Below are 21,407 nucleotides of genomic sequence, written 5' to 3'. Positions count from 1 at the left end.
AAGCAAAGCTCCAGCAACTATATTGTATCAAGGCTTGAAAGCAGCGATCGCGGCGGATGTTATCAAAATCTTAGCTATCCTAAACCAATGGCAAATACAACACTTTCGTATCCCATTCTGATTGTTCGGTAACTTCAATTATTGCGTCTGGCTAATAGGCGCGATCGCATTAGGCTCATATCTGGTTGCAGTTCTTGGAATCGTTGCTGAACTTTTGCGGCGATTTGTTCTCTTTGTTGGAGATAGGCTTCTATGGATTCTTGATGGCGAAGGTAGTAGGTGATCGCGCTGTAAGTATCGGATAGAGACAGGGTAGAGTATTGCTGCACGATGGTTTCGGGCGATGCTCCGTCTAGGAATGCTCTGATTACTAGTTCTAGAAGTACTCTAGTTTTGCCGATGCGAATTGCTCCTGTTTCGTCTTCTCGAAAGGGTGGTGCTTCGCGTTCTAAAACTATGCTCATGGGTTTATCTCCATTGATGATTTCGGTCTTTGCTTGCTTTTTACTCTGGTGTATATTCGATTACTAGAGCGATCGCGATCGTAATTTCTATCATTATGTCTTCAGAAATTCTCCCTAGTTGTCGGATAAACCTTGTGGTATCTAAACCTCTTAGTTGAAGCGTATCAATTGCTGAGACTTTACTTAATCCATTCGTGCTATCTGGCTCAATCTTGATATGCCAGATGTTTTCCTCGAAATATGGTTTCCAGTCAGTAATGGGAGCAATCAGTTTTATGGGTAATTTGCCGATCGCATCTGAGCTAATCACAACCACTGGTCTAGTTTTCCGAATTTCCGCACCGACGGTTGGCTCAAGATTGACCAGCCAGATTTCACCTCTATTTGGTTTCATGGCTATACTCAAGAATATCTCCTGCTCCTAGTTCTTTCCATTCTGGATTTTGTTGATAATGCTCTACCATCTTTTCTGCTTGCTGAGCAAGGATTTGGCGGCGTTGTTCTAATGGCATTTTTAGTAAAGATCGGCGAGACTTTTTTCTGGCTTCAAGTCTTCGGAAGATATCATGGGCGATCGCATCTTGTTCTGTCTGAGGTAGTGCAGAAGCGGCGGTAAAGGCTTGTTCGAGTAGGGTAGTCATGGTGTTTTCTCCTATTGTATCAAGGCTTGAAAGCGTGGATCGTGGCGGATGTTGTCAAAATCTGAGTCGGTCTTTGCTCTATTAAGATATTCTTCACTATCTATCTCAATTGTTTTTTGTAGGTTGAGAATAGCTTCATCAATTTGATTCTGTACTACATAGAAACAGGCTTTGTCATAATAAGCGCTACCCTCATTAAATTCCATTTCTTTCTCAAAGCTAGCAAGAGCCTCATCAAATTTTCCTAACCTCAAAAATGCATAACCTCGACTGCTCCAAGCATAGTGGTAGTCAGGTTTTATCTCTAAGGCTTTGTCATAAGATGAGATCGCTTCTTCATATCTATTTAGATCTCTTAGCGCATCACCTCGATTATCCCAAGCATAGTGGTAGTCAGGTTTTATTTCTAATGTTTTATCGTAGGAAGAGATCGCTTCTTCGTATCTTCCTAAATTACCTAGCGCAAAGCCTCGGTTGTACCATGCTTCGTGGAAGTCAGGTTTGATGGCTACGGCTCGGTCATAGGAGGCGATCGCTTCTTCGTATCTTCCTAAATTATCTAGCGCAAAGCCTCGGTTGTTCCATGCTTCGTGGTCATCAGGTTTGATGGCTACGGCTCTGTCATAGGAAGCGATCGCTTCTTCGTATCTTCCTAAATTACCTAGCGCAATGCCTCGGTTGTTCCATGCTTCGTGGTCATCAGGTTTGATTTCTACGGCTCTGTCATAGGAAGCGATCGCTTCTTCGTATCTTCCTAAATTACCTAGCGCAATGCCTCGGTTGTTCCATGCTTCGTGGTCATCAGGTTTGATGGCTACGGCTCTGTCATAGGAAGCGATCGCTTCTTCGTATCTTCCTAAATTACCTAGCGCAATGCCTCGGTTGTTCCATGCTTCGTGTTTGTCAGGTTTGATGGCTACGGCTCGGTCATAGGAAGCGATCGCTTCTTCGTATCTTCCTAAATTACCTAGCGCAAAGCCTCGGTTGTACCATGCTTCGTGGAAGTCAGGTTTGATGGCTACGGCTCGGTCATAGGAGGCGATCGCTTCTTCGTATCTTCCTAAATTATCTAGCGCAATGCCTCGGTTGTTCCATGCTTCGTGGAAGTCAGGTTTGATTTCTACGGCTCTGTCATAGGAAGCGATCGCTTCTTCGTATCTTCCTAAATTACCTAGCGCAATGCCTCGGTTGTTCCATGCTTCGTGTTTGTCAGGTTTGATGGCTACGGCTCGGTCATAGGAGGCGATCGCTTCTTCATTTCTTCCTAAATTAACTAGCGCAACACCTCGGTTGTTCCATGCTTCGTGTTTGTCAGGTTTGATGGCTACGGCTTGGTCATAGGAGGCGATCTCTTCTTCGTATCTTCCTAAATTATCTAGCGCAACACCTCGGTTGTACCATGCTTGGTGTAAGTCAGGTTTGATGGCTACGGCTTGGTCATAGGAGGCGATCTCTTCTTCGTATCTTCCTAAATTATCTAGCGCAATGCCTCGGTTGTACCATGCTTCGTGGTAGTCAGGTTTGATTTCTACGGCTCTGTCATAGGAAGCGATCACTTCTTCGTAGTTTTCTGCTTCAATGAAAGCATCGCCTAAATCCCATAAGAACAAGCCAGAGCTAAATTCGGGATTTGCCTCTGTGACGATATGCTCAGCAATTTTCTTTGCTTGTTGTAACCATTGAAGCCGTTGAGCTTTAGGGACAATCTTCGCTTTGTAAATGAGCGCCGCAAACTTCGCTAAACCTTCTAAAGATGGGATTTGACCAAAGCAGATTTGCCTTGTCGATTCTAGTTGAGAGCGAGAGAGATTTAGTTTGTCTAATTCTTCGGTTCTGACAACTTCCTTTTCTAAAACCATCGATCCATTCATCACTGCTGGCTGGATCGTACTCAAAAATTTGCGTGTACTTTCAGTCAATAAACCATGAGATTCGAGACTAAATTCACTAGCGATCACGGTAAAGAGAGTTTTGATTACATCAGTTTGATTAAAATAATGGGATTCAAAAAGATGAGTCAAAAGGACTTGGCGAATATCTCGATTGGCGGCAAAGCAAATGTGATAAAGCGCTTCAGCCTTGTAGCGACACCATTCGGCACTAGCATATTTTTCGCTGACATGACTCTCAGGCGCAATCACCCGATCGCCTTGAACGTTGTAATAATCAGCAATGATTTTATGGGTTTGGGCAAATTGTTCAATAGATTCTTGCCAGAGAGATTCTCGAAACACATCTCGCGCCACATCATCGAGTCGATAAAACCTTTGGATTGGCTCCACAAATTCTCTTTGGATCAACCAATCATAACAACTTTGTCCATTTTCCCAGTTCAACTCAGACTGCTGTTCCAGCAAATGCTGAATCAATCGGCGCTCGAACCACCGACAACAAGCTGCGATTTGTAATGCTTGCTTTTCCTTATCATTCAAACCCTGTAGCAATAACTTGACAATCCCTTGATTACCCTGAGCAAAACTAATCGGTTTACCTTTTTCCTGTTTCTGTCGCACCCAATTGAGATAGTAGGGCAGTCCCTTTGTAACCTTAAAGATTGCCGCGATTTCCACATCATCCTTAATGCCAATATCCTGTAAATATTTTTGAGTTTGGCTTTGGTCAAATCGATCCAATTGACGCTCAAAAATGAGATTGCGATCCTGCTGAAGCTTGCGCCATGCTTCCTCATCCAACAAACTTTTTCTACCCGCCACCACCAACCGCACGCGATGCGGCTGAAGTTGCGTATTTGCTAATAAAGATTGCCATAGCCAACGATCTAGATCCGATGTGACTTTTTCGTAGGTATCCAGCACTAATACCACCGTCTTTTTAGTCTGTTGCGATCGTTGTACCAAAGCCTCCGCAAAAGCTTTAGTCAATTTAGGAATCGGCTCTAACATCAAAGCCTGTAATTCTTTGTTTTTCTTTGTTGCTCGATGCTGTTGTAACACCTGCTGCCAATGATCCTTTTCCGTCAATAACATCCCTGCTATATCAACCGTTCTTTCCGCTGTAGTCTCTAGTACAGGCTTACTCAATCCCGATATTGGCATCAGATCTCCTAATGCACTCGCCCCTGCCTTAAGCAAACTTTTTACATGATCCAACTGTTCTTTATCAACTAACTTTTTACCGTCAATCGATTCAGTTTGCAGTTGATTGGCTGTTTGTTGATATTCGTCATATAAAGTCTGAAATGGATCTTTTGCTAGTAGATCTCTTTGCCAAAATGCTAATGGCGGTAACTGTGAATGCAATTTTGCCATTAACTCAATAGGCGTATTAATCCCCTCAGTTAATCCAAACGACACTTCTGTAAAATCAGCCTGTTGGCAATGGGTGTCTACTAATCGTCTTTTCAGAGTAGACTTGCCCACACCACCGATACCCCAAATATAAAACATCACTGGATACGCGGCAGGCTCAGCCAAAGCCCTCACAAAAGAATTTTGTAAATCCTCAGCCGATTGACGCGAGATGTAAGGAATGGAATGAGCCATGATATCTGATTGACTAAATAATCCAGTTATTACTCGTTTACGACAAGAGGATGAACAAGATAAGCAGTGAGACACAAGATAAAAATCTTTCTATATCCAGTTTCTGTTACTAGCAAGAGACTGTAATTTTTTTAGTGTTTCATTGGCAAATTTAACGAATAATCAATAATTTCAGCCTGAGTTTACACAAAATTTTTTACAGTCTCACTAGCAAAGGCATTTTTTCCAATACAGTTAATTAGCCATCTTGCATCGAAAAGATATTGATTTAACTTAGATCTTTAATAACTCCTAGATTTTAGCAAATTCTGCTGACATTCTTGCAAAATGGCTTGCAGTATCCCTAACGCCTGATCTAGATCGCCTGTCGCATAGTTTTATAGGTATTTAGCTAAGTACAGGACAAAAATTTAATGGAGTTAAAGAAGGCTTGAGAATTGAGATGTAAGTCAAAGATGATGTGACGAAGGAAATCAAAACCAAGGCGAAAAATGCTTTTAGGAAGACGACCGTGTTTTTTAGGCTTGAGGGGATTTAGTTGAGCCAACCAAAGCCCAGAAGAAAAAGCCCAACATAAAGCCAGAGTAAGCAAAGCAATTATACCTTAACAGGGAATAGACTTAACATTATCAAAAGACTGAAAGCGCAAAGTCAATAAAGAATCCAAAGCTGCTTTATGAGTAGTGCGGGAATTCTCAAGGCAAGAAGCAATAGCAAACTTGAAAGAATCAAAATCAGGGTAATAGACGGAGTAGAGACACTGTTTCTTCACAAATTTCCAAAGACGCTCAATCAAGTTTAAGTTTGGAGAGTAAGTAGTCAAATAAAGAAGCTCGATATTTAATGACTGAGCCAACTCAAAAACTAAAACACACTTTTGATAACGAGCATTATCCAAGACAAGAGTAATGGGTATAGTCAAACCCAAAGCCGCAAGTTTGTGGAGTAAGTCACAAACACTTTGAGCATTGATGTAAGAATCATTAGTCACAGTAATCAACTCATGAGTAACAGCATTAAGTGCACCGAGGACATTAAAACGCTGCCTTCCCGACCCAGATTTAAGAAACAAGCGTTCAAAACACCACAAAAAGCCTAAATAGGCTCCAAGGACAAAGTGAGCAGCATCAACAAAGAAAACGGCTCTTTGTCCAGATTTAGCTTCCTCTAAGCGCGGTTCTAGTTTTTTTTAAGAAATTCCTCTTGTGCTGCTGGGTCAGCCTTTGCAGGTATTAGCCCCACTCGACGACAACTCATTCCCATCGATTTCAGGAAATGACGCACCTGTTCTCGACTACGGACAATCCCTGTCAACTCAGTAATTTTTGCTGCTGCATGAGCCAGCGTTTTAGGTGGATGTTCTCGAAAATATATCTCTAAACTTTCTTGATGCTGTTTTAGTTCACTCTGGGGGCGATTAAAGGTCAGTTCTTTCAGTTTGCTTATCCCACCTTCTTTATAATCTCGTAAATAGTTCAACAGTGTCGGTTCACTGATTCTTAGCAGTTGTGTAATTTCCTTGTGCGCGTATTTCTGGCTTTTTAGGTATAGTGCTTCCATTTTTCTCTGCACTCGTGGATGCGGATGATGGAATCTTTCGTAATGCAGCGCATCTATTTCTTCCTTGGTAAATGTTATTCGGAGCATCTTGGAGAAAAGTTAACGTTTCTTCCATCTTTACTCTTATGAAAAATAAAGTCTACCCCCTGTCAAGGTATAGTTTGGAAAGACGTTCAGGATCTTGAAGATGAGTGGACTCCAAACAAAAGCCACGGGTTTTAAAGCACCCGAATAAAGTCTCAATAGCCCAACGCTTAGCATAGTCAGCAATAGCCGTATCAGGGTCATGAGTCGTCGCGACAATTAATAAATCGCCATCATCAAGACGCATAGCGGCTATACGAAGCCAATGGTTCCAAACCTTTCTGGGCTTGGACAATACTTTGGACTGACCAACTTGGAGGTCTTGAAAACAAATGTCGGCACGCAGTTTTTTCTGCCCGTCATTGAGCAAAGTATTTTTACGGCGGATACGAAAACGGTTACATGGTTCACACAACAAGTAATCTAACCAATCCTCACCGACAAACTCTCGGTCTGCACTCAAAAAGTCGATTTTGCGGTCTCCAAATATTTCCAGAAATCGATTACACAATTCACAGCGCTCACGGTGTTTGAGTTACTTTTTTGTCCAGCATCATCCATACCAACGGGAATGCAATACCGTAATGCACTATTCCCAATGTCAGCACATTAAACACGGTTTTACCGAATTCCCAATCGGTGCGGTCGATAGAAATTACCCAAGGTTCGGGGATTTGCATGACTTTGACGACCATGAGTGCGATCTTTTCATAGTCCACTTCAAAGTCTCGAAAAAATCTCTGTAACCTCTTATAGTGTGATTCGACTTTGGCATAACCACTAAATCCTGTGGCAATTTCAGCTAGGTTTACTGTCTTTACTCGCATTAGCGCGATCAAGAACATGGACACAAAGGCTAGTCTTGCTCTATTCCATTGCAGATGTTGCTGCAACTTTTCTCGGAATAGGTTAATCTCTTTCATAGGGGTTTTATTTACGATGTGGTTATCTTTTATAAAACCCCTCCCTGCCTACTTTTGCAACTTTTTGTCCTGTACTAAGGGTATTTAGTTATGATAAGTTCTCTTGCATCCATAACCGAAAAGCCTTCATAGCTGCACTGCGTCCTTGGCTAAGACTGATCTCTAAAAACTGCGGTATGACATCACGGATAGGAAGATCACCAAAAATAGGGCTTAACTGTGATTCGACATAATCGCCATCACACAAGATATAAATTTTCAAGCTCTGATCGTATAGCCAGAGTTCAGGCACACCAAGGGTACGATAAACATCAAACTTAGTTTTGGAAGTTACATCTACCTCGATCGCTAGATCGGGTGGCGGATCGATGGTCATGTCTAGTTTGCGGATACCACGCATAGCGACATTGTTTTGAATGTAGAAGCAGTCATCGGGTTCTAGTCCTGCAAGTTTGTCCATGCGCTTGAAAGTCTTGGAGCCAAACCCCTCAAAATCAATTTCCATTTCGTCCATCAAGACCTGTACAGAATCTCTAATCAAAACTTTAATTTTTTCGCTTTCAGGTAGATACTGTCTTGAGTAGCAAAAAGTCAAGAGGGAATTTGAACAAAATTAGGGTCGAAAGAACGCTGAGACTTGAGAACGCCAAAGACCTGTCGTAACAGCTTGTGCATGACAGCGCCAATGACAGACATTTTGGACTTACCCTTAGCCGTAAGGCGATCGCAGAAAGCAGCAATCGGTGAATTATAACGCCGAGCAACAATCGCAGGCATAAATAGAGCTTTACGCAAACGCGAATTACCAATTTTTGATAAACGCGGTTTGCCATGAATCGAAGAACCAGAAGAGAACTCACGGGGAGTTAAACCCGCAAAAGCTGCCAGTTGATCAGCAGTATCAAAGGCAGAAATATCACGAATTTCTGCGAGTAAAACAGTTGCAGTCAAATCAGCAATACCAGGAATGGAAGTCAATAAATCCTGTTGCGATTTCAAATGAGGGTGTTGATCAAAGTGCTGACGGATCAATTTCTTGGTCATCTCAATTTGTTCTTTGAGAAAATCAATGTGAGAGTTAATTGCTTCAACCAAAATTGGATCAGCCGTAGCAAGACGATTCTGCTCTTGTTGCTGCATGGCGGTTAAGCTGTCTAAACGATGCACCAATGCTTGGAGTTGCTCAATTTCTAATGGTGGTGGTGTCCATGGTGCAGGTTTTAAAGCAGCACAAAATCTGGCAATAACTTTGGCATCAGCACGGTCTGTTTTTGTGCGACTTAATTCACTCTTGCCAAAGGCTTTGGGACGGGATTGGATTGACGATACTTACTTTGTATCCTCTTTCTACTAAGAATCTAGCTAAAGCATTACCGTAAGTACTGGTGGCTTCCATGCAGCTATGCAAATGTGTGACACTTTGAAGGTTTAGCCATGCTTGTAATTCAGCAAATCCTTCAGGATTGTTGGCAAATACTTTGCTCTTAATTTTGGCGTTACCTTGGATGAGGGCAACATCAAATTTGGCTTTGCTGATATCTATTCCTAAAACATCACATACTTCATTGTTATTGTTCATCAGTGGTTTCAGTCTTTTTGCTAGATTTGTCCATCAAGCAATCAGTGGTATTGAACTATCCTTGTGAATGCAGGTTTACCCGTTGGGCGACCTCTGATACTGTCCAGTCTTTACTTGTTTCTACTGTTTAAGCAGAGACGACTCTATCTACAGTTCGGGCTTGGTGTCCCTAGGGGCAAAACGAGTTTATCTTTGCTTTTGCTTGTTTGGATTGTAGTAAAGATTTTATCTTTTACTTTTCTTCCTAGATAAAAGGGGCATAGCATTCCCGCAGTAATCTATCAATTTTGAAGATCGCTTTATTTTGGGAATGCTTTGCCCAGAACTTTGCAACTTAGGGACGATTTATCGGCGAAGGTGGGGAGGGTAGGGTAGGGACAAGCGATCGGTGAAAGCGGAGAGGGCGTAGCATTTGCGGATTGAGTCTGCCTGAGAAGGATACAGATCTCCGACTTTTTGGGTGGTGGAGAAAGGTGATCTGTAATTACACAGAAAAAGTCGGAGATCTCGACCCTCACAATTAACCAAAATCAAATTTTTTCCTTTTTCCTTTTTACTTATCACAAAGCTTTCTATCACTTTCAGAAACATCGGGATTGGTGGTGAGGTAGGGGCGTAACCGCGCACAGGCGCTATCTAGCATCTCGTCTAGGTTTTGGATGCGCCAGAGTTTGACGATAGAGGGATTTTCTTTAGGAACTGTGGCGATAAATTGGAAGTCTTCGCTGATATATCCGTAACCTTGATACTCTGCAATCTGTCTACCTTGTATATCCCAAATACGAACGGTTTCGTCCTTGCTACTTGTTGCTAAGCGTTTGCCATCGGGTGAAAACACCACGCTCTCAATCCCTCCTTGATGTCCTCGCAGGTTTGCTATCTCTTTCCCTTCAAGATCCCATATTTGTACGGCTCTATCATCAAGGATTGCTAAGTGTTTGCCATCGGGCAGAAATGTTATTATACTAGACCAATTTTGAAATCCTTGCAGTTCCGTAACCTTTTTGCTATCTAAATCCAAAATTAGTGCCTTTTTGTTAAAGCTAAAGCTACTACTAAGGGCTAATCTTTTGCCATCGGGAGAAAATACTACTCTCTCAATCCCTCCTTGAAGCCCTTGCAGTTTCATAATTTCTTTGCCATCCAAATCCCATATTCGCACAGTTTTATCATTTCCAATGGTAGCGATCCTTGTGCTATCGGGAGAAAATTCGACACTCAAACCCCATTCTTGAAGCCCTTGCAGTTTCGCAATCTCTTTGCCATCCAAATCCCAAATCCTAGCGATTCCATCTCTGCCACCGGTCGCGATCCTTTTGCCATCAGGAGAAAATACCACGCTTGAAGCAAACATTTGATGCCCTTGCAGTTTCATAATCTCTCTGCCATCCAAATCCCAAATCCTAGCGATTCCATCACTACCACTTGTTGCAATCCTTTTGCCATCGGGAGAAAATACTATGCTCCAAACATCTCCTTGATGCCCTTGCAGTTTTGCAATCTCTTTACCATCCAAATCCCATATTCTAGGAGTTCTATCATTGCCAATAGTAGCGATCCTTTTACTATCGGGAGAAAATCCGACAATCCGAATATCCTCTTGAAGCCCTTGCAGTTTCGCAAGTTCTTTGCCATTTAAATCCCATATTCGCACAGTTTTATCATTGCCAAGGGTGGTTAATCTTTTGCCATCGGGAGAAAATGCCACACTCGAAAGCCAACCTTGATGCCCTTGCAATTTTGCAATTTCTTTGCCATCTAAATCCCAAATCCTAATACTTCCATCCTTTCCATAAGTCTGTAACTTTTTACCATCAGGAAAAAATACGATACCCAAAACATCTCCTTGATGCCCTTGCAGTTTCGTAATCTCTTTACCATCTAAATCCCAAATCCTAGTGATTCCATCTCTGCCACCGGTCGCGATCCTTTTGCCATCAGGAGAAAATACCACGCTTGAAGCAAACGTTTGATGCTCTTGTAGTTTTGCAATTTCTTTGCCGTCTAAATCCCAAATTCTAACGGTTCCACCTTCGCTAAAGATGACTAATCTTTTGCTATCGGGAGAAAATACCACACTTGAAGTCCCCCCTTGAATCTCTTGCATTTTCGCAATCTCTTTACCATCTGAATCCCATATTCGCACAGTTTTATCGTTTCCAATAGTAGCGATTCTTGTACTATTGGGAGAAAATTCGACACTCCGAATATCCTCTTGAAGCCCTTGCAGTTGCGCAATCTCTCTGCCATCCAAATCCCATATTCGCACAGTTTTATCATTTCCAATGGTCGCGATCCTTGTACTATCGGGAGAAAATACCACACTTGAAGTCCCCTCTTGAAGCCCTCGCAGTTTCGCAATCTCTTTGCCATCTGAATCCCATATTCGTACAGTTTTATCATTTCCAATGGTCGCGATCCTTGTACTATCGGGAGAAAATACCACACTCGAACCCCACTCTTGAAGCCCTTGCAATTTCGCAATCTCTTTGCCATCTAAATCCCATATTTGCACAGTTTTATCATTTCCAATGGTCGCGATCCTTGTACTATCGGGAGAAAATACCACGCTTGAAGTCCCCTCTTGAAGTCCTCGCAGTTTCGCAATCTCTTTGCCATCTGAATCCCATATTCGTACAGTTTTATCATTTCCAATGGTCGCGATCCTTGTACTATCGGGAGAAAATACCACGCTTGAAGTCCCCTCTTGAAGCCCTCGCAGTTTCGCAATCTCTTTGCCATCTGAATCCCATATTCGTACAGTTTTATCATTTCCAATGGTCGCGATCCTTGTACTATTGGGAGAAAATTCGACACTCCGAATATATTCTCCTTGCTGTTTTTGAAGCCCTTGCAGTTTCGCAATCTCTTTGCCATCTAAATCCCAAATCCTAACGGTTCCATCTCTGTGCATATCGGTTGCTAACCTTTTCCCATCGCGAGAAACTATGACGTTTACTTCCCAAAACTGTAACCGCTCTCGTCCATCTCTCAAAATCAGTTGCAAAGCACTAAGAGGACTTACTGAAGGATATTGCTCAATTTGTTGAGAATCCTTAATGAATGTCTTGAGCCGTTTTGCACCTCTCACCGCAGGGAGAAAGGCTTGAAATTCTTGAGTTTTAAAGAGTCTCTCTGCTTCAGCGCTCTGTTTCTCAATTTGAGTAATTGCTATAGCTTTCTGCGAGTCCTGAAATGTCTTACCAGCATAAATACCAATTCCTATAGCCGCCACAGAAGCAATTCCTAGAAATATCGATCCCACCCTGATTCTTTGCCATGCTTTACGATTCGCAACAGCATAGATATCTTTCTCTTTTTCCGCTAACTCCCGTTTCTTTCGTTCTTCCATCAACTCCGCCGCCCAATCTATCTTGTACTTCTTGCGAATAAAGCTAACCAAATAATCATGAATCAACTGAAAGCGATCATCAGGGGAACTACTCACCCGAAAAGCAAGCCCAGAACCAACGAGAACGGCTAGCACCAGCGAGAGATTTTCTGCTCCTCCATTCTCCGAAGCAATGTTATCTAGCCCCCTAAATCCCCCAATACTGGGGGACTTTGAAACATGGTCATTCTCTTGTCCCCCCCAGAATTGGGGGGCTAGGGGGGCTTTAGAAACCTCCTCTGTTTCCCCAAAATTCTGGGGGGCTGAAGAGGGCAACAACTCACTAGCAAGCTCCGCTTGCGTCTTTTGCGGACGCTTCTCCTCATTCCCCGTCAACGCATACAACACCCTCTCCGCCAACTCCTTATTCGCCACCCCACAGTCCCGCACTACATTCTCCAACCACCGCTCCACCAACACCTCACTCGACTTACGCTGCGTATCCCCCGTCAAGGCAAGATACTCACGCAGATTCGCGATTGGTGGAACCTCCGACTCCAACTGCGCCCCCACCACCTGCAACTCAATCGGCAAAATCCGCAACTGCTCACCGCTCAAATCCGTCACAAGGCGATCAATCAACTCAGGCTCCAACCGTAACTGCGATCGCCTAGTCAAAGCCTCGATCACCTGTCGCGCCTGCTTCTGCGTAAAATCCCCCAAATAGTACCGCACCTGCTTACCGAGAATGTCATTCTCTACTTTTTCCAAATCCACAGCCCGATCGCATTCCAACAAATAATGCAGATAGTCCTCGCGCAACGACAACACCACCCGCACAAAATCTGTATGCAAACAAGCCTTCAGGAACTTATAAAACGGCAAGCGATCGCGAAAATCTTCCTTCTTAAAAAAGAAATCCTCAAACTGATCGAATATTAAAACCGTCAAATAATTCTCATCAATATTCCGCTTGAAATGATGAATCGGATCGATATCGTGATCGCGATCGGGGAAATAATTCTGTAACTGCCGCCGAATTTCGCCACTCCAATCTTTATAGGTTTTCACCGCCAAAACTAAAACCCTACGCCCATCAAAGCTCTCTCTGAGCCGTAACGCAGGAATCACCCCACCACTCAAAATCGAACTTTTCCCCGCACCCGAATCCCCATGCACCACCGTTAACGGAAATCTTGCCTGACCAATGCGATCGACCAATTTCTCCACATCTGGCATTCTTCCCGAAGCCTCAATCTCTTGAGCAATCTCATCGGGCGGCGGCGCAACATTCGTATAGGGATCAGGATTATTGCCTTCTCGTTTTGGATTGAGCGTACCTGCGCCAATAAAAGCGCGTAATCCGTACTGCTGCTCCACCGATCGCTGATGTTGCTTAGTTTCAAAGGCTTCTAGATATAGTCCTACTGATGTGTAAAGCGATCGCAACTCCTCCAAAACTGCCACATAGATCTGAGCATCGTACTGATGATTCCAGCTAGCCTTGACCGCTTCCAGCCGCCTAATCGCACCTTGGCGATCGCCCAATCCCTCCAAAGCTCTCGCCAACCAGATCTCATACTTCCCATAGCCATAACGCTTGGAAAAACTTAAATTCGATAGTTTCAGAGCTTCTCCTTCGTGATAGAGCGCCAAAGCCAATTCTGCAAACTCTTTCGCCGATCGATAGTCCTTTTCCCTAAGTTTGATCGATGCAAGTATGGCGCGATCGTGCGCCTCTCGTAGTTGATTGGGATAGGTTTGATGTAAAGCTAAGGCTTCATGGGCGAGAGATTCTAAGCCCTCACCCCCCAGCCCCCTCTCCCGCAGGAGAGGGGGAGTTAGATCTACTTCTTGCTCCCCTCTCCCAGAGGGAGAGAGGTTGGGGGTGAGGGCTTCCCGACTCAACAATTCCTCCATTGTCGCCATCAAAAAATTAATATATGCCGCCACCAAATCCCAGCGTTCCAATTGACGAAAAAGATGGATACTTTCAGCAAAGTATTTTTGAGAAGACTCGTAAAAAGGTTGCTTATGATAGCGATCGCTAAAGGCAAGATTAAACTCACACATTCCCAATTGCAACAAACAAATCGCCTGTTTGAGTCGATCGCATTCTGCAAAAATTTCTAAGCTTTTTTGAAAAAATTCTTGCGCCTGTGTAATCTCCTTGTCTGTAAAGGCAATACAACCAAAAGCAAAATCTAGATTAGCTCTTAATTCTGGCGTGATCGCAATTTCTTGATCCTCTAATTCGGTGATCGCTGACATCAGTTCAAACTGCTGTGAACTAGTAGAAATTTCAGCATGAAGAGAAGTTTCTCGCTTGTCAATCTCAATAAAGCGATCGAACATTGCCTCAGTTGACACTTGGACTAAATCCTTTAGTTCTTCCGTCTCAAGCTGAAACTCGATCGCCCCCGCCGTAGTCCAGTTCGCCAGATCGCTCGCCTCACGGGTCAAAATATCCTGAGTGCGATCGTTCAGCCACAAAATCATCGGAAACTCTAAACAATTGGCAAATTCCTCCCTGACCCGATTCGCCGATTTCAAAACCGCTTCGATTTCCGTAACCGCATCCAATCCCAAAACCATTAACACCTTGGGCTTCTGCTCAGTTGGCAATTGATGCACCTCGCCCATCAATTCCTGAATCGGTGCTAGCAAAGTCTTCGCATCAGGTTTTAGTTCAAGTGTAGCGATTGCAGTCTCAGGTAAGCCATTCTCAGCAAGTTGCGATCGCAAGTCTTGTAGTACGCGCTTTTGTAATACGCGATAGTTAGATAAGGCGATCGACAATGAAAAGCCTTGGGATAACTGGACAATGCGCGTTAACTGCCTCAAAGACTTTTGATTAACATCAGCAACACTCATAGTTTTCTCGCCTGCTTATTGCTCTACTTTTCTTACTTAGCAATTAGAATGGGATTTATGTCAAACCAACTTTCATTTTGATACTCATACTCAAACACAAATCTGCTCTTGATCAATGTTTGATATTCCGACTCACCGCTTACCTTCTTATCTTGCTGTACCTCACTAATTAATTTCCATTCATCATCAGTAATTGTTTTAGTGACATCATTACGTTCCTTAGAGATAATGCTCTCTAATAACTCTGCCGTAATTGGTGGATCGTCCTGTTGCAAACAAGCATACAGCAAGCGAAATAAATTACGAACATGACCGCCACTAACTTGACATAAGCGATCGAGGGTTGCAGATGTATCAAATACTTTGCTTACATATTCAGCACCGATACGCTGCACTGGATTTACAGTTGGGAAAGCTCTCGACATCACGATTTGACGCAATAATGCTATACCCACATCGCAGATATTTCCATCTTTCAAAACTACAGGAACCATCGGCAAAGTTCTAATATCGGTTCCAAATCGACTAGTGACGATCGCCACATCATTAGAAAAGGTCAATAACAAAGGCACTGTATACAACATATGGCAATCTAATCCACGTAATTGATCGCCACGCTCTACAAACAAATATCCAGCTTTAGCTTGTTCTTTGGGATCAATTCGATTTTCGATGCGATCGAGGTTATCTACGATGACCACCAATCCTGCCATATTCTTGGCTTTCAGTTTTTGCTTTGCAGGAGCCAAGATCTCTTTATTTATTGAATTGATAATGCTACTTGTTCGGGATTCCAATTTTTCGCGCATTTGCCGACGCAAAGACTGACTATTTTTTGCTTGGGCAGTAATTTCAGCAATCCCTACAGAAAGCTTAAAGTTGGCACTCAGATCGAGATTAGTTTTAAACACATCTTTAAGTTCGCCAAATAATTTTTTAAAATACTCTGGCACTGCTAAGTTGATGTTTTGATCTTCAAGACTTTTGCTGATTTGCCCAGCGATCGCTAGCAATACATCACTAACATCGACATCACTCAGTTCTAACTGGCGATCGCATTCAAAATAAACCACATGAAATTTTTGCTGCTCCAATAAATATTTCAACCGCAAAAGCTCAGTTGACTTGCCACAGCCAATATGCCCTGTAAATAACTGACAAGTTGCCTCATCGGGAGCAATTCTTGCGATCGTGCGTACCATGCTCTCAATCAGTTTTGCCCCGCGCACCGTTGAGAGGTCAACATAATAACTGCGATCCTCTTCATTACTGGAGTCGAGGGGATGCGTGGGATTGCAAGCCTTATAAAATCGAGAAAGTTCCAGATCCATATCTAAGGTTTTGCGTGGTGAAGATGTGCGATCGCAATTATCACATAAGTAGCTAGGCGTAATTAAAAAAACAGAACCAAAACCTTTGGCGCACGCGCAGCGTGCGCCAAAGGTTTTGGGGTTTTATATTTAATCCTGATCAAATACCCTTCCTAATGATGCAGGTGGCGTAGTCCTGACCGTATTTAATATTCCTTGTCTAACCGATCGCGGTAGAGCAGAGATTAAGCGATCGAGCCATTTTCCTGAAGTGAGTGCCAGCATTAAAATCATCAATACAAAGGGAGCCGTATTAAATACCTGTGTCGGTACGTCAGGAATTGCGCTCTGAGCGACGCTAGCTAGAGATTGTAAAATCCCAAAGAGATAAGCGCCTAAGGCAACTCGTAGAGGATTCCAGCCGCCAAAAATCACGATCGCTAGGGCAATCCAGCCATAACCTGCTGTGTGGCGATGACTCCATCCTGCTTTAAAATCCAAAGAAAAAGCGGCTCCTGCGATCCCCATTAATGCACCACCGAGGAGCGTATAGATATAGCGCATTTTAATCACATTCGTGCCCCTAGCAAAGGCTGCGGCTGGTTGTTCGCCAACTGTGCGGAGGATTAAACCACCTTGAGTGCGATAGAAATAGAACCATGAACCGAGAATTAAAATATAGCTGCTGTAGACTAACAGATCGCTCTGAAATAGCAGTTTTCCTAAAATAGGAATGTTCTCTAAAATAGGGATTTTAAAACTCGGAACCGTAATACCTTCAACCCTGACAACGGGATTACCTAAAAAAGAAGATAAATCACTACACATCAACGCTAATACAAAGCCAATGGATACTTGAGATTGCTTGAGAGTAATTGCGCCAACTGCCACAACTAAAGCGATCGCTGCACCAACGAGAGCCGCCGCTCCAAAGCCCAAGAGCAAGTTATTAGAAAACTTTGCCACCGCAAAGCCTGTCATCGCTGACATCAATATCGTCCCTTCCGCAGATAGGTTAATTACGCCAGCCCGCTCGGTGATAGTTTCGCCAATGCTGGCAAAAATCAGAGGTGTGGAAGTAGCGATCGCTGTGGCAAGAATTGTGATGATGTCCATGAATTTATGTCTACATTAATTGGTCTGGGAAGATCCTGTTTCCTTGGATAATTTCGCTAAACCTTCGCCAAGAATCGCGAACAGTAGCAATGCGCCTTGAATAATCCCAGAAAGAGAAGAATCTAAACTTAGTGATAGAGGTAGTTCTAAACTACCAACATTGAGGGAGCTGAACAAAAAGGCGATTGGTAAGACCCAGAAGGGATTGTAATTAATCAGCATCACTACCAGCAGTGCCAAAAATCCTAAATTGCTAGAAACATTGGGAATGAGCCGATGGAATACGGCGACTACTTGCAATGATCCCGCGATACCAGCTAATGCGCCACAGATGAGAAAACTGCTCAACATTTGCGAGATCGCAGGAATCCCTAACACATAGGCAGCGCGAAGATTATTGCCCACCGCTTTGAGCTTTAGACCATAGTAAGTGGCTCGAATCGCGATCGCCGTCACAATCAATGCGACGATGGCGATCGCTAAAGCGATCGGGCTAAACTCAGTATTACCAACAGTCGGCAGCGATAACGCATCACTAAAAGGCTCCGTACCACTCATGGAGGCAACGCCTGATCGCTTCCAAGGACCAAAGACAAGATATAGCGCCAGTCCTTGAGCCGTAAAGTTCATGCCTAAACCAGCAAAAATCTCGCTGACCTTGCCAAAGATGTTGAGAAATCCTGTGAGTAAGCCCCATAATCCGCCGCCTACAATTCCAGCGATGATCGCAAGGGTGATGGTGATCGCAGGAGGGAATCCTTCGGGAATCATTCTGAGCAAGAAGGTCGAGGCGATCGCACCTGCGGTAATTTGACCTTCAATCCCTAGGTTATACAAGCCTGCGGTAAAGGTAAAAATTAATCCGCAGGAAGCAAGCAATAGAGGGCAAAGGGTAGAAATGACCCTAGCAAAGCGATCGCTACTGCCAAAAGCCCCATTCCACATACCCATCGCTACTTGAGGTGGTGAGCCACTGGAAAGCAAGATCACCGCCCCAATAAACAATAGCGCCACAATGAAAGAACCAATCCGAAAGTAGGTGGCTCTGGGTAGTTTTTGGAGAAATTGGAAATTTTGTAAGAAATTTTGTAAGGGACTATGCAAACCTTCCTCCGATCGCATGACCTAGTTTATCAACTGTTAGAGTTTTCGCATCAATAGGCTGTGAGACCTTGCCGCCACAAAATACAAGAATGCGATCGCTATATTGCAAAATCTCATCGAGATCGGAAGATATGAATAAAATCATCATTCCTTTTTCGCACCGAGCCATCATCTGCTTCCAAATCCATAGGCTCGATTCGATATCTAAACCTCTGGTTGGTTGTTCCATTAATAATAGATTTAAGTGATCTGGCAAAAGTGATATTTGGGTGCGTTGCTGATTGCCACCCGATAACCGCTCAACTTTAGTAGAAGGTTTTCCTCGAATATTAAAATTCTCGATGGCTTGATGAGCAAATTTGCGCGTATCCCGCCAATTAATCAAAAAGCCTGAATGGGATTGACGCAACATGAAATGTTCATGGATTGACAGTCCGCGAATTAAACCATCCTGTAGGCGATCGGCTGGCAAATAGCCAATTCCCGCCTTCAAGAAATTACGATAGGCGCGATTGGTCATATCCACATCACTAATGCGGATCTTGCCAGCGCTGGGCTTGAGTAACCCCGCACAAGCCAGCAACAGCAACTGTTGTCCATTACCTTCCAAGCCCGCTAGCCCAATTACCTCACCTGCATTAACCGTTAATTGATCAATCTGCAAACTTAAGCGATCGCCTTCAATTAGCAAATCCTGAATGACAAGAGCAGGTTCCGTTTGTTGGATGTTAATCCCATGCTTAGCAGGTATGGCAAGCTCCCGCCCAAACATCATATCTACTAAGGATGCAGCTAACTCATGGGAGTCACGCCCTTTAACTTCCGCTTCGCCAATTACTTTACCCTGACGCATCACCATGAGGTGATCGCATAGTTCCTCTACATCTTCTAATTTGTGAGATACAAAAATGATTGATTTCCCATCCGCCGCCAATTGCTTAACTGCCGCAAATAGAGCTGTTTTTTGCGAAGCCGAAATACCTGTAGTTGGCTCATCAAGGATGAGAGTCTTGACCCCAAGGGACAATAACCGCAATATTTCTAACTGTTGACGTTCTCCGACAGTGAGATTACTGAGGATTTCATTAGGAGGTAAGTCAAAGCCAAAAGTTGCCGAAAGCTGTCGCAGTTCTCTAATTAAATCAGCACGATTACTAGTTTTGGCTCTCTGATGACCTAAAGCGCTTCTCCCTGCCATAAAATTATCAAGTACCGACAGAGAAGGGAAGTCTAGAGGATCTTGATGCAGCATCCCAATCCCTGAACGGATAGCATCCGCAGGAGTTTTAATCTCCACTTCCGTTTCATCCAATAGGATCTTGCCCGAGTCCTTAGTAATAAAACCACTCAGAACTTTGGATAAAGTGCTTTTTCCTGCCCCATTTTCACCCAAGATGCCATATACAGTTCCTGCCTCAACTGTCATGGAAATATCATGATTTGCCTTGACATTTCCAAAAGACTTATAAATATGGCGTAATTCAACTTTCATGTTTGTACCATAACGTCAAAGGTCGCGCTGGGCGCGACCTTGACATCCTTATTTACTAGCGCCTTCAATGCCTTGTAGCAAGCTGGTAAAGTACCAAATCTGCTGTGGGGTTGCAGTTTCACCTTGCTTCAGAAAAGGAGTGCCATCTTGATAGTTGAGAGGACCTTTAAAAAGGCTAATCTTGCCATCGCCTAAACCAGTAATAAATTCTGCTAAGAACTTATCGTTTTCTGGAGTCAAAGCTTTACCCTTCTCAAAGCCGACTGCGGAACTGTCAGCATTATTCAAATCTTTCCAGTTTGGCGCACCAGAAATGAATTCTCCTGTAAATTTATTCTCTTTAGCCTTCTTGATTTGATCGAGATATGCAGGTCCCCAATTGTAATAGGGAACGCCAATGCAAATCTCTGGAGCCACATTACAACCAGTTTTAAGTCCATAGTGTAAATATTTGACCTTCTTACCTGCTTCGGCTGCTTTCTTGCCCTGTACAGCAACTTCAGGTGTGTCGATACCACTCATCACCACATCAAAGCCACTGTTATAAAAGTCATCAGAAACTTTGGTTGGATCAAGCGTCTGTCCTGGAATATTGAACCAGAAACCAATCCATACCACCTTAAACTTCAAATCTTCAGGATTCTTTTTGCGGTAATTTTGCCAACAATATTGAGCGCCTAAATAACTTGCTGATACGAGTCTGCGGGTTTCGTCATTAATTAAAGGTCCCAAAAAACCGATTTTACCTGTTTCAGAATGCAGCGCTGCGGCACATCCAGAAATCATTCTGCCATACTCCATCTGTGGCATGACGTTGCCTAGATTCTTCTGGTTTTTAAAATTTTTGCCATCCTTCCAAGCATAGTCACCGCTTGAATGAATTACGGAAACATTAGGATGCTTTTTCGCGGTTTCAAGAGCATCATCTTTAAAGTCATCAGAATTGAAAACGATCAGCTTTGCACCTTTACTGATCAGATCGTCAGCTACTTGAGAAGCTTTGACGTTGGGGCGATCGCCTGGATTGACTTTATCAACATAGTCAAACTTAACGTCAGATACCTTGTCCATGACATATTTCGAGGCTTCGTAATGACCTTGGTTCCAACCAGAATCATTTTTCGGCCCAACTAAAATCATTGCTGCTTTAAATTCTTTTGCATCTGAAGCCGTAGTAGTTGCCGTAGTGGTTGCAGTAGTTGCCGCAGTGGTGGCTGATGTAGGAGTTGATGGAGTGTTGTTACAAGCACCAGCAAACATTCCCACTAGCGCTGCAACCCATAAGTGCTTCATAGAAACTATCGAAGCAGCACGGTGAGTGATTATTCCCATGAATTACTGTTGTATTTTGAGTATCGTATAGCCTGTGTCTATTTTATTTAAGGCGATCGCCTATTAGACAAAGGTATTGCTAATTACAGTTTTC

General features: G+C 43.4%; 11 protein-coding genes and 4 pseudogenes. All 15 read right to left on the bottom strand.

All coding sequences use genetic code 11. From position 1 onward, the window contains the following. Nucleotides 1-134: 134 nt before the first annotated feature. Nucleotides 135-464 carry a DUF433 domain-containing protein gene (locus tag HC246_RS10650; RefSeq protein WP_169363367.1) on the bottom strand — a complete coding sequence of 110 codons (330 nt, stop codon included), beginning with the start codon at nt 462-464 and terminating at the stop codon, nt 135-137. 40 nt (nt 465-504) lie between these two features. Continuing rightward, nucleotides 505-858 (bottom strand): type II toxin-antitoxin system PemK/MazF family toxin, encoded by a 354-nt coding sequence (locus tag HC246_RS10645; RefSeq protein WP_169363366.1) that lies wholly within the window; start codon nt 856-858, stop codon nt 505-507. Beyond that, nucleotides 845-1,105 (bottom strand): hypothetical protein, encoded by a 261-nt coding sequence (locus tag HC246_RS10640; RefSeq protein ID WP_169363365.1) that lies wholly within the window; start codon nt 1,103-1,105, stop codon nt 845-847. The genes HC246_RS10645 and HC246_RS10640 overlap by 14 nt, the downstream gene beginning before the upstream one ends. 11 nt (nt 1,106-1,116) lie before the next feature. Next, nucleotides 1,117-4,608 (bottom strand): tetratricopeptide repeat protein, encoded by a 3,492-nt coding sequence (locus HC246_RS25870; RefSeq protein ID WP_225902937.1) that lies wholly within the window; start codon nt 4,606-4,608, stop codon nt 1,117-1,119. Nucleotides 4,609-4,999: 391 nt separating this feature from the next. Continuing rightward, a pseudogene (locus HC246_RS10630) lies at nt 5,000-5,209 on the bottom strand (IS4 family transposase); the annotation flags it as partial. A 3-nt stretch (nt 5,210-5,212) separates the two neighbouring features. Next, a pseudogene (locus HC246_RS10625) lies at nt 5,213-6,255 on the bottom strand (IS630 family transposase). Between the two features lie 70 nt (nt 6,256-6,325). After that, nucleotides 6,326-7,175 (bottom strand): annotated as a pseudogene (locus HC246_RS27120) (IS4 family transposase); the annotation flags it as partial. An 88-nt stretch (nt 7,176-7,263) separates the two neighbouring features. Continuing rightward, nucleotides 7,264-7,770: a Uma2 family endonuclease gene (locus HC246_RS10610; protein WP_225902936.1), complete on the bottom strand. Its 507-nt coding sequence runs from the start codon at nt 7,768-7,770 to the stop codon at nt 7,264-7,266. After that, nucleotides 7,767-8,754 (bottom strand): annotated as a pseudogene (locus HC246_RS10605) (IS110 family transposase). The gene HC246_RS10610 and the pseudogene HC246_RS10605 overlap by 4 nt, the downstream one beginning before the upstream one ends. 553 nt (nt 8,755-9,307) lie before the next feature. Next, a complete protein-coding gene (locus HC246_RS10600) occupies nt 9,308-14,959 on the bottom strand; it encodes a WD40 repeat domain-containing protein (RefSeq protein WP_169363362.1) in 5,652 nt (1,883 codons plus the stop codon). A 32-nt stretch (nt 14,960-14,991) separates the two neighbouring features. Further along, the gene (locus HC246_RS10595) at nt 14,992-16,290 is read right to left on the bottom strand and encodes a P-loop NTPase fold protein (protein ID WP_169363361.1); all 1,299 of its coding nucleotides are present in this window, start codon (nt 16,288-16,290) and stop codon (nt 14,992-14,994) included. A 129-nt stretch (nt 16,291-16,419) separates the two neighbouring features. After that, complete coding sequence (locus HC246_RS10590) at nt 16,420-17,385, bottom strand: ABC transporter permease (RefSeq protein WP_169363360.1); 966 nt, start codon at nt 17,383-17,385, stop codon at nt 16,420-16,422. Nucleotides 17,386-17,400: 15 nt separating this feature from the next. Then, entirely contained in the window at nt 17,401-18,507 is a 1,107-nt protein-coding gene (locus tag HC246_RS10585; RefSeq protein ID WP_169363359.1) for an ABC transporter permease, read from the bottom strand. Next, a complete protein-coding gene (locus HC246_RS10580) occupies nt 18,482-19,981 on the bottom strand; it encodes an ABC transporter ATP-binding protein (protein ID WP_169363358.1) in 1,500 nt (499 codons plus the stop codon). Before HC246_RS10580 ends, HC246_RS10585 begins: the two co-directional genes overlap by 26 nt. Before the next feature lie 48 nt (nt 19,982-20,029). Beyond that, nucleotides 20,030-21,313 carry a BMP family lipoprotein gene (locus tag HC246_RS10575; RefSeq protein ID WP_225902935.1) on the bottom strand — a complete coding sequence of 428 codons (1,284 nt, stop codon included), beginning with the start codon at nt 21,311-21,313 and terminating at the stop codon, nt 20,030-20,032. Between the last annotated feature and the right edge of the window lie 94 nt (nt 21,314-21,407).

The sequence above is a fragment of the Pseudanabaena yagii GIHE-NHR1 genome, assembly GCF_012863495.1.
Classification (GTDB): domain Bacteria; phylum Cyanobacteriota; class Cyanobacteriia; order Pseudanabaenales; family Pseudanabaenaceae; genus Pseudanabaena; species Pseudanabaena yagii.
Note: the sequence above shows the minus strand (reverse complement) of the source record. Positions and strands in the feature narration are given on the sequence as shown.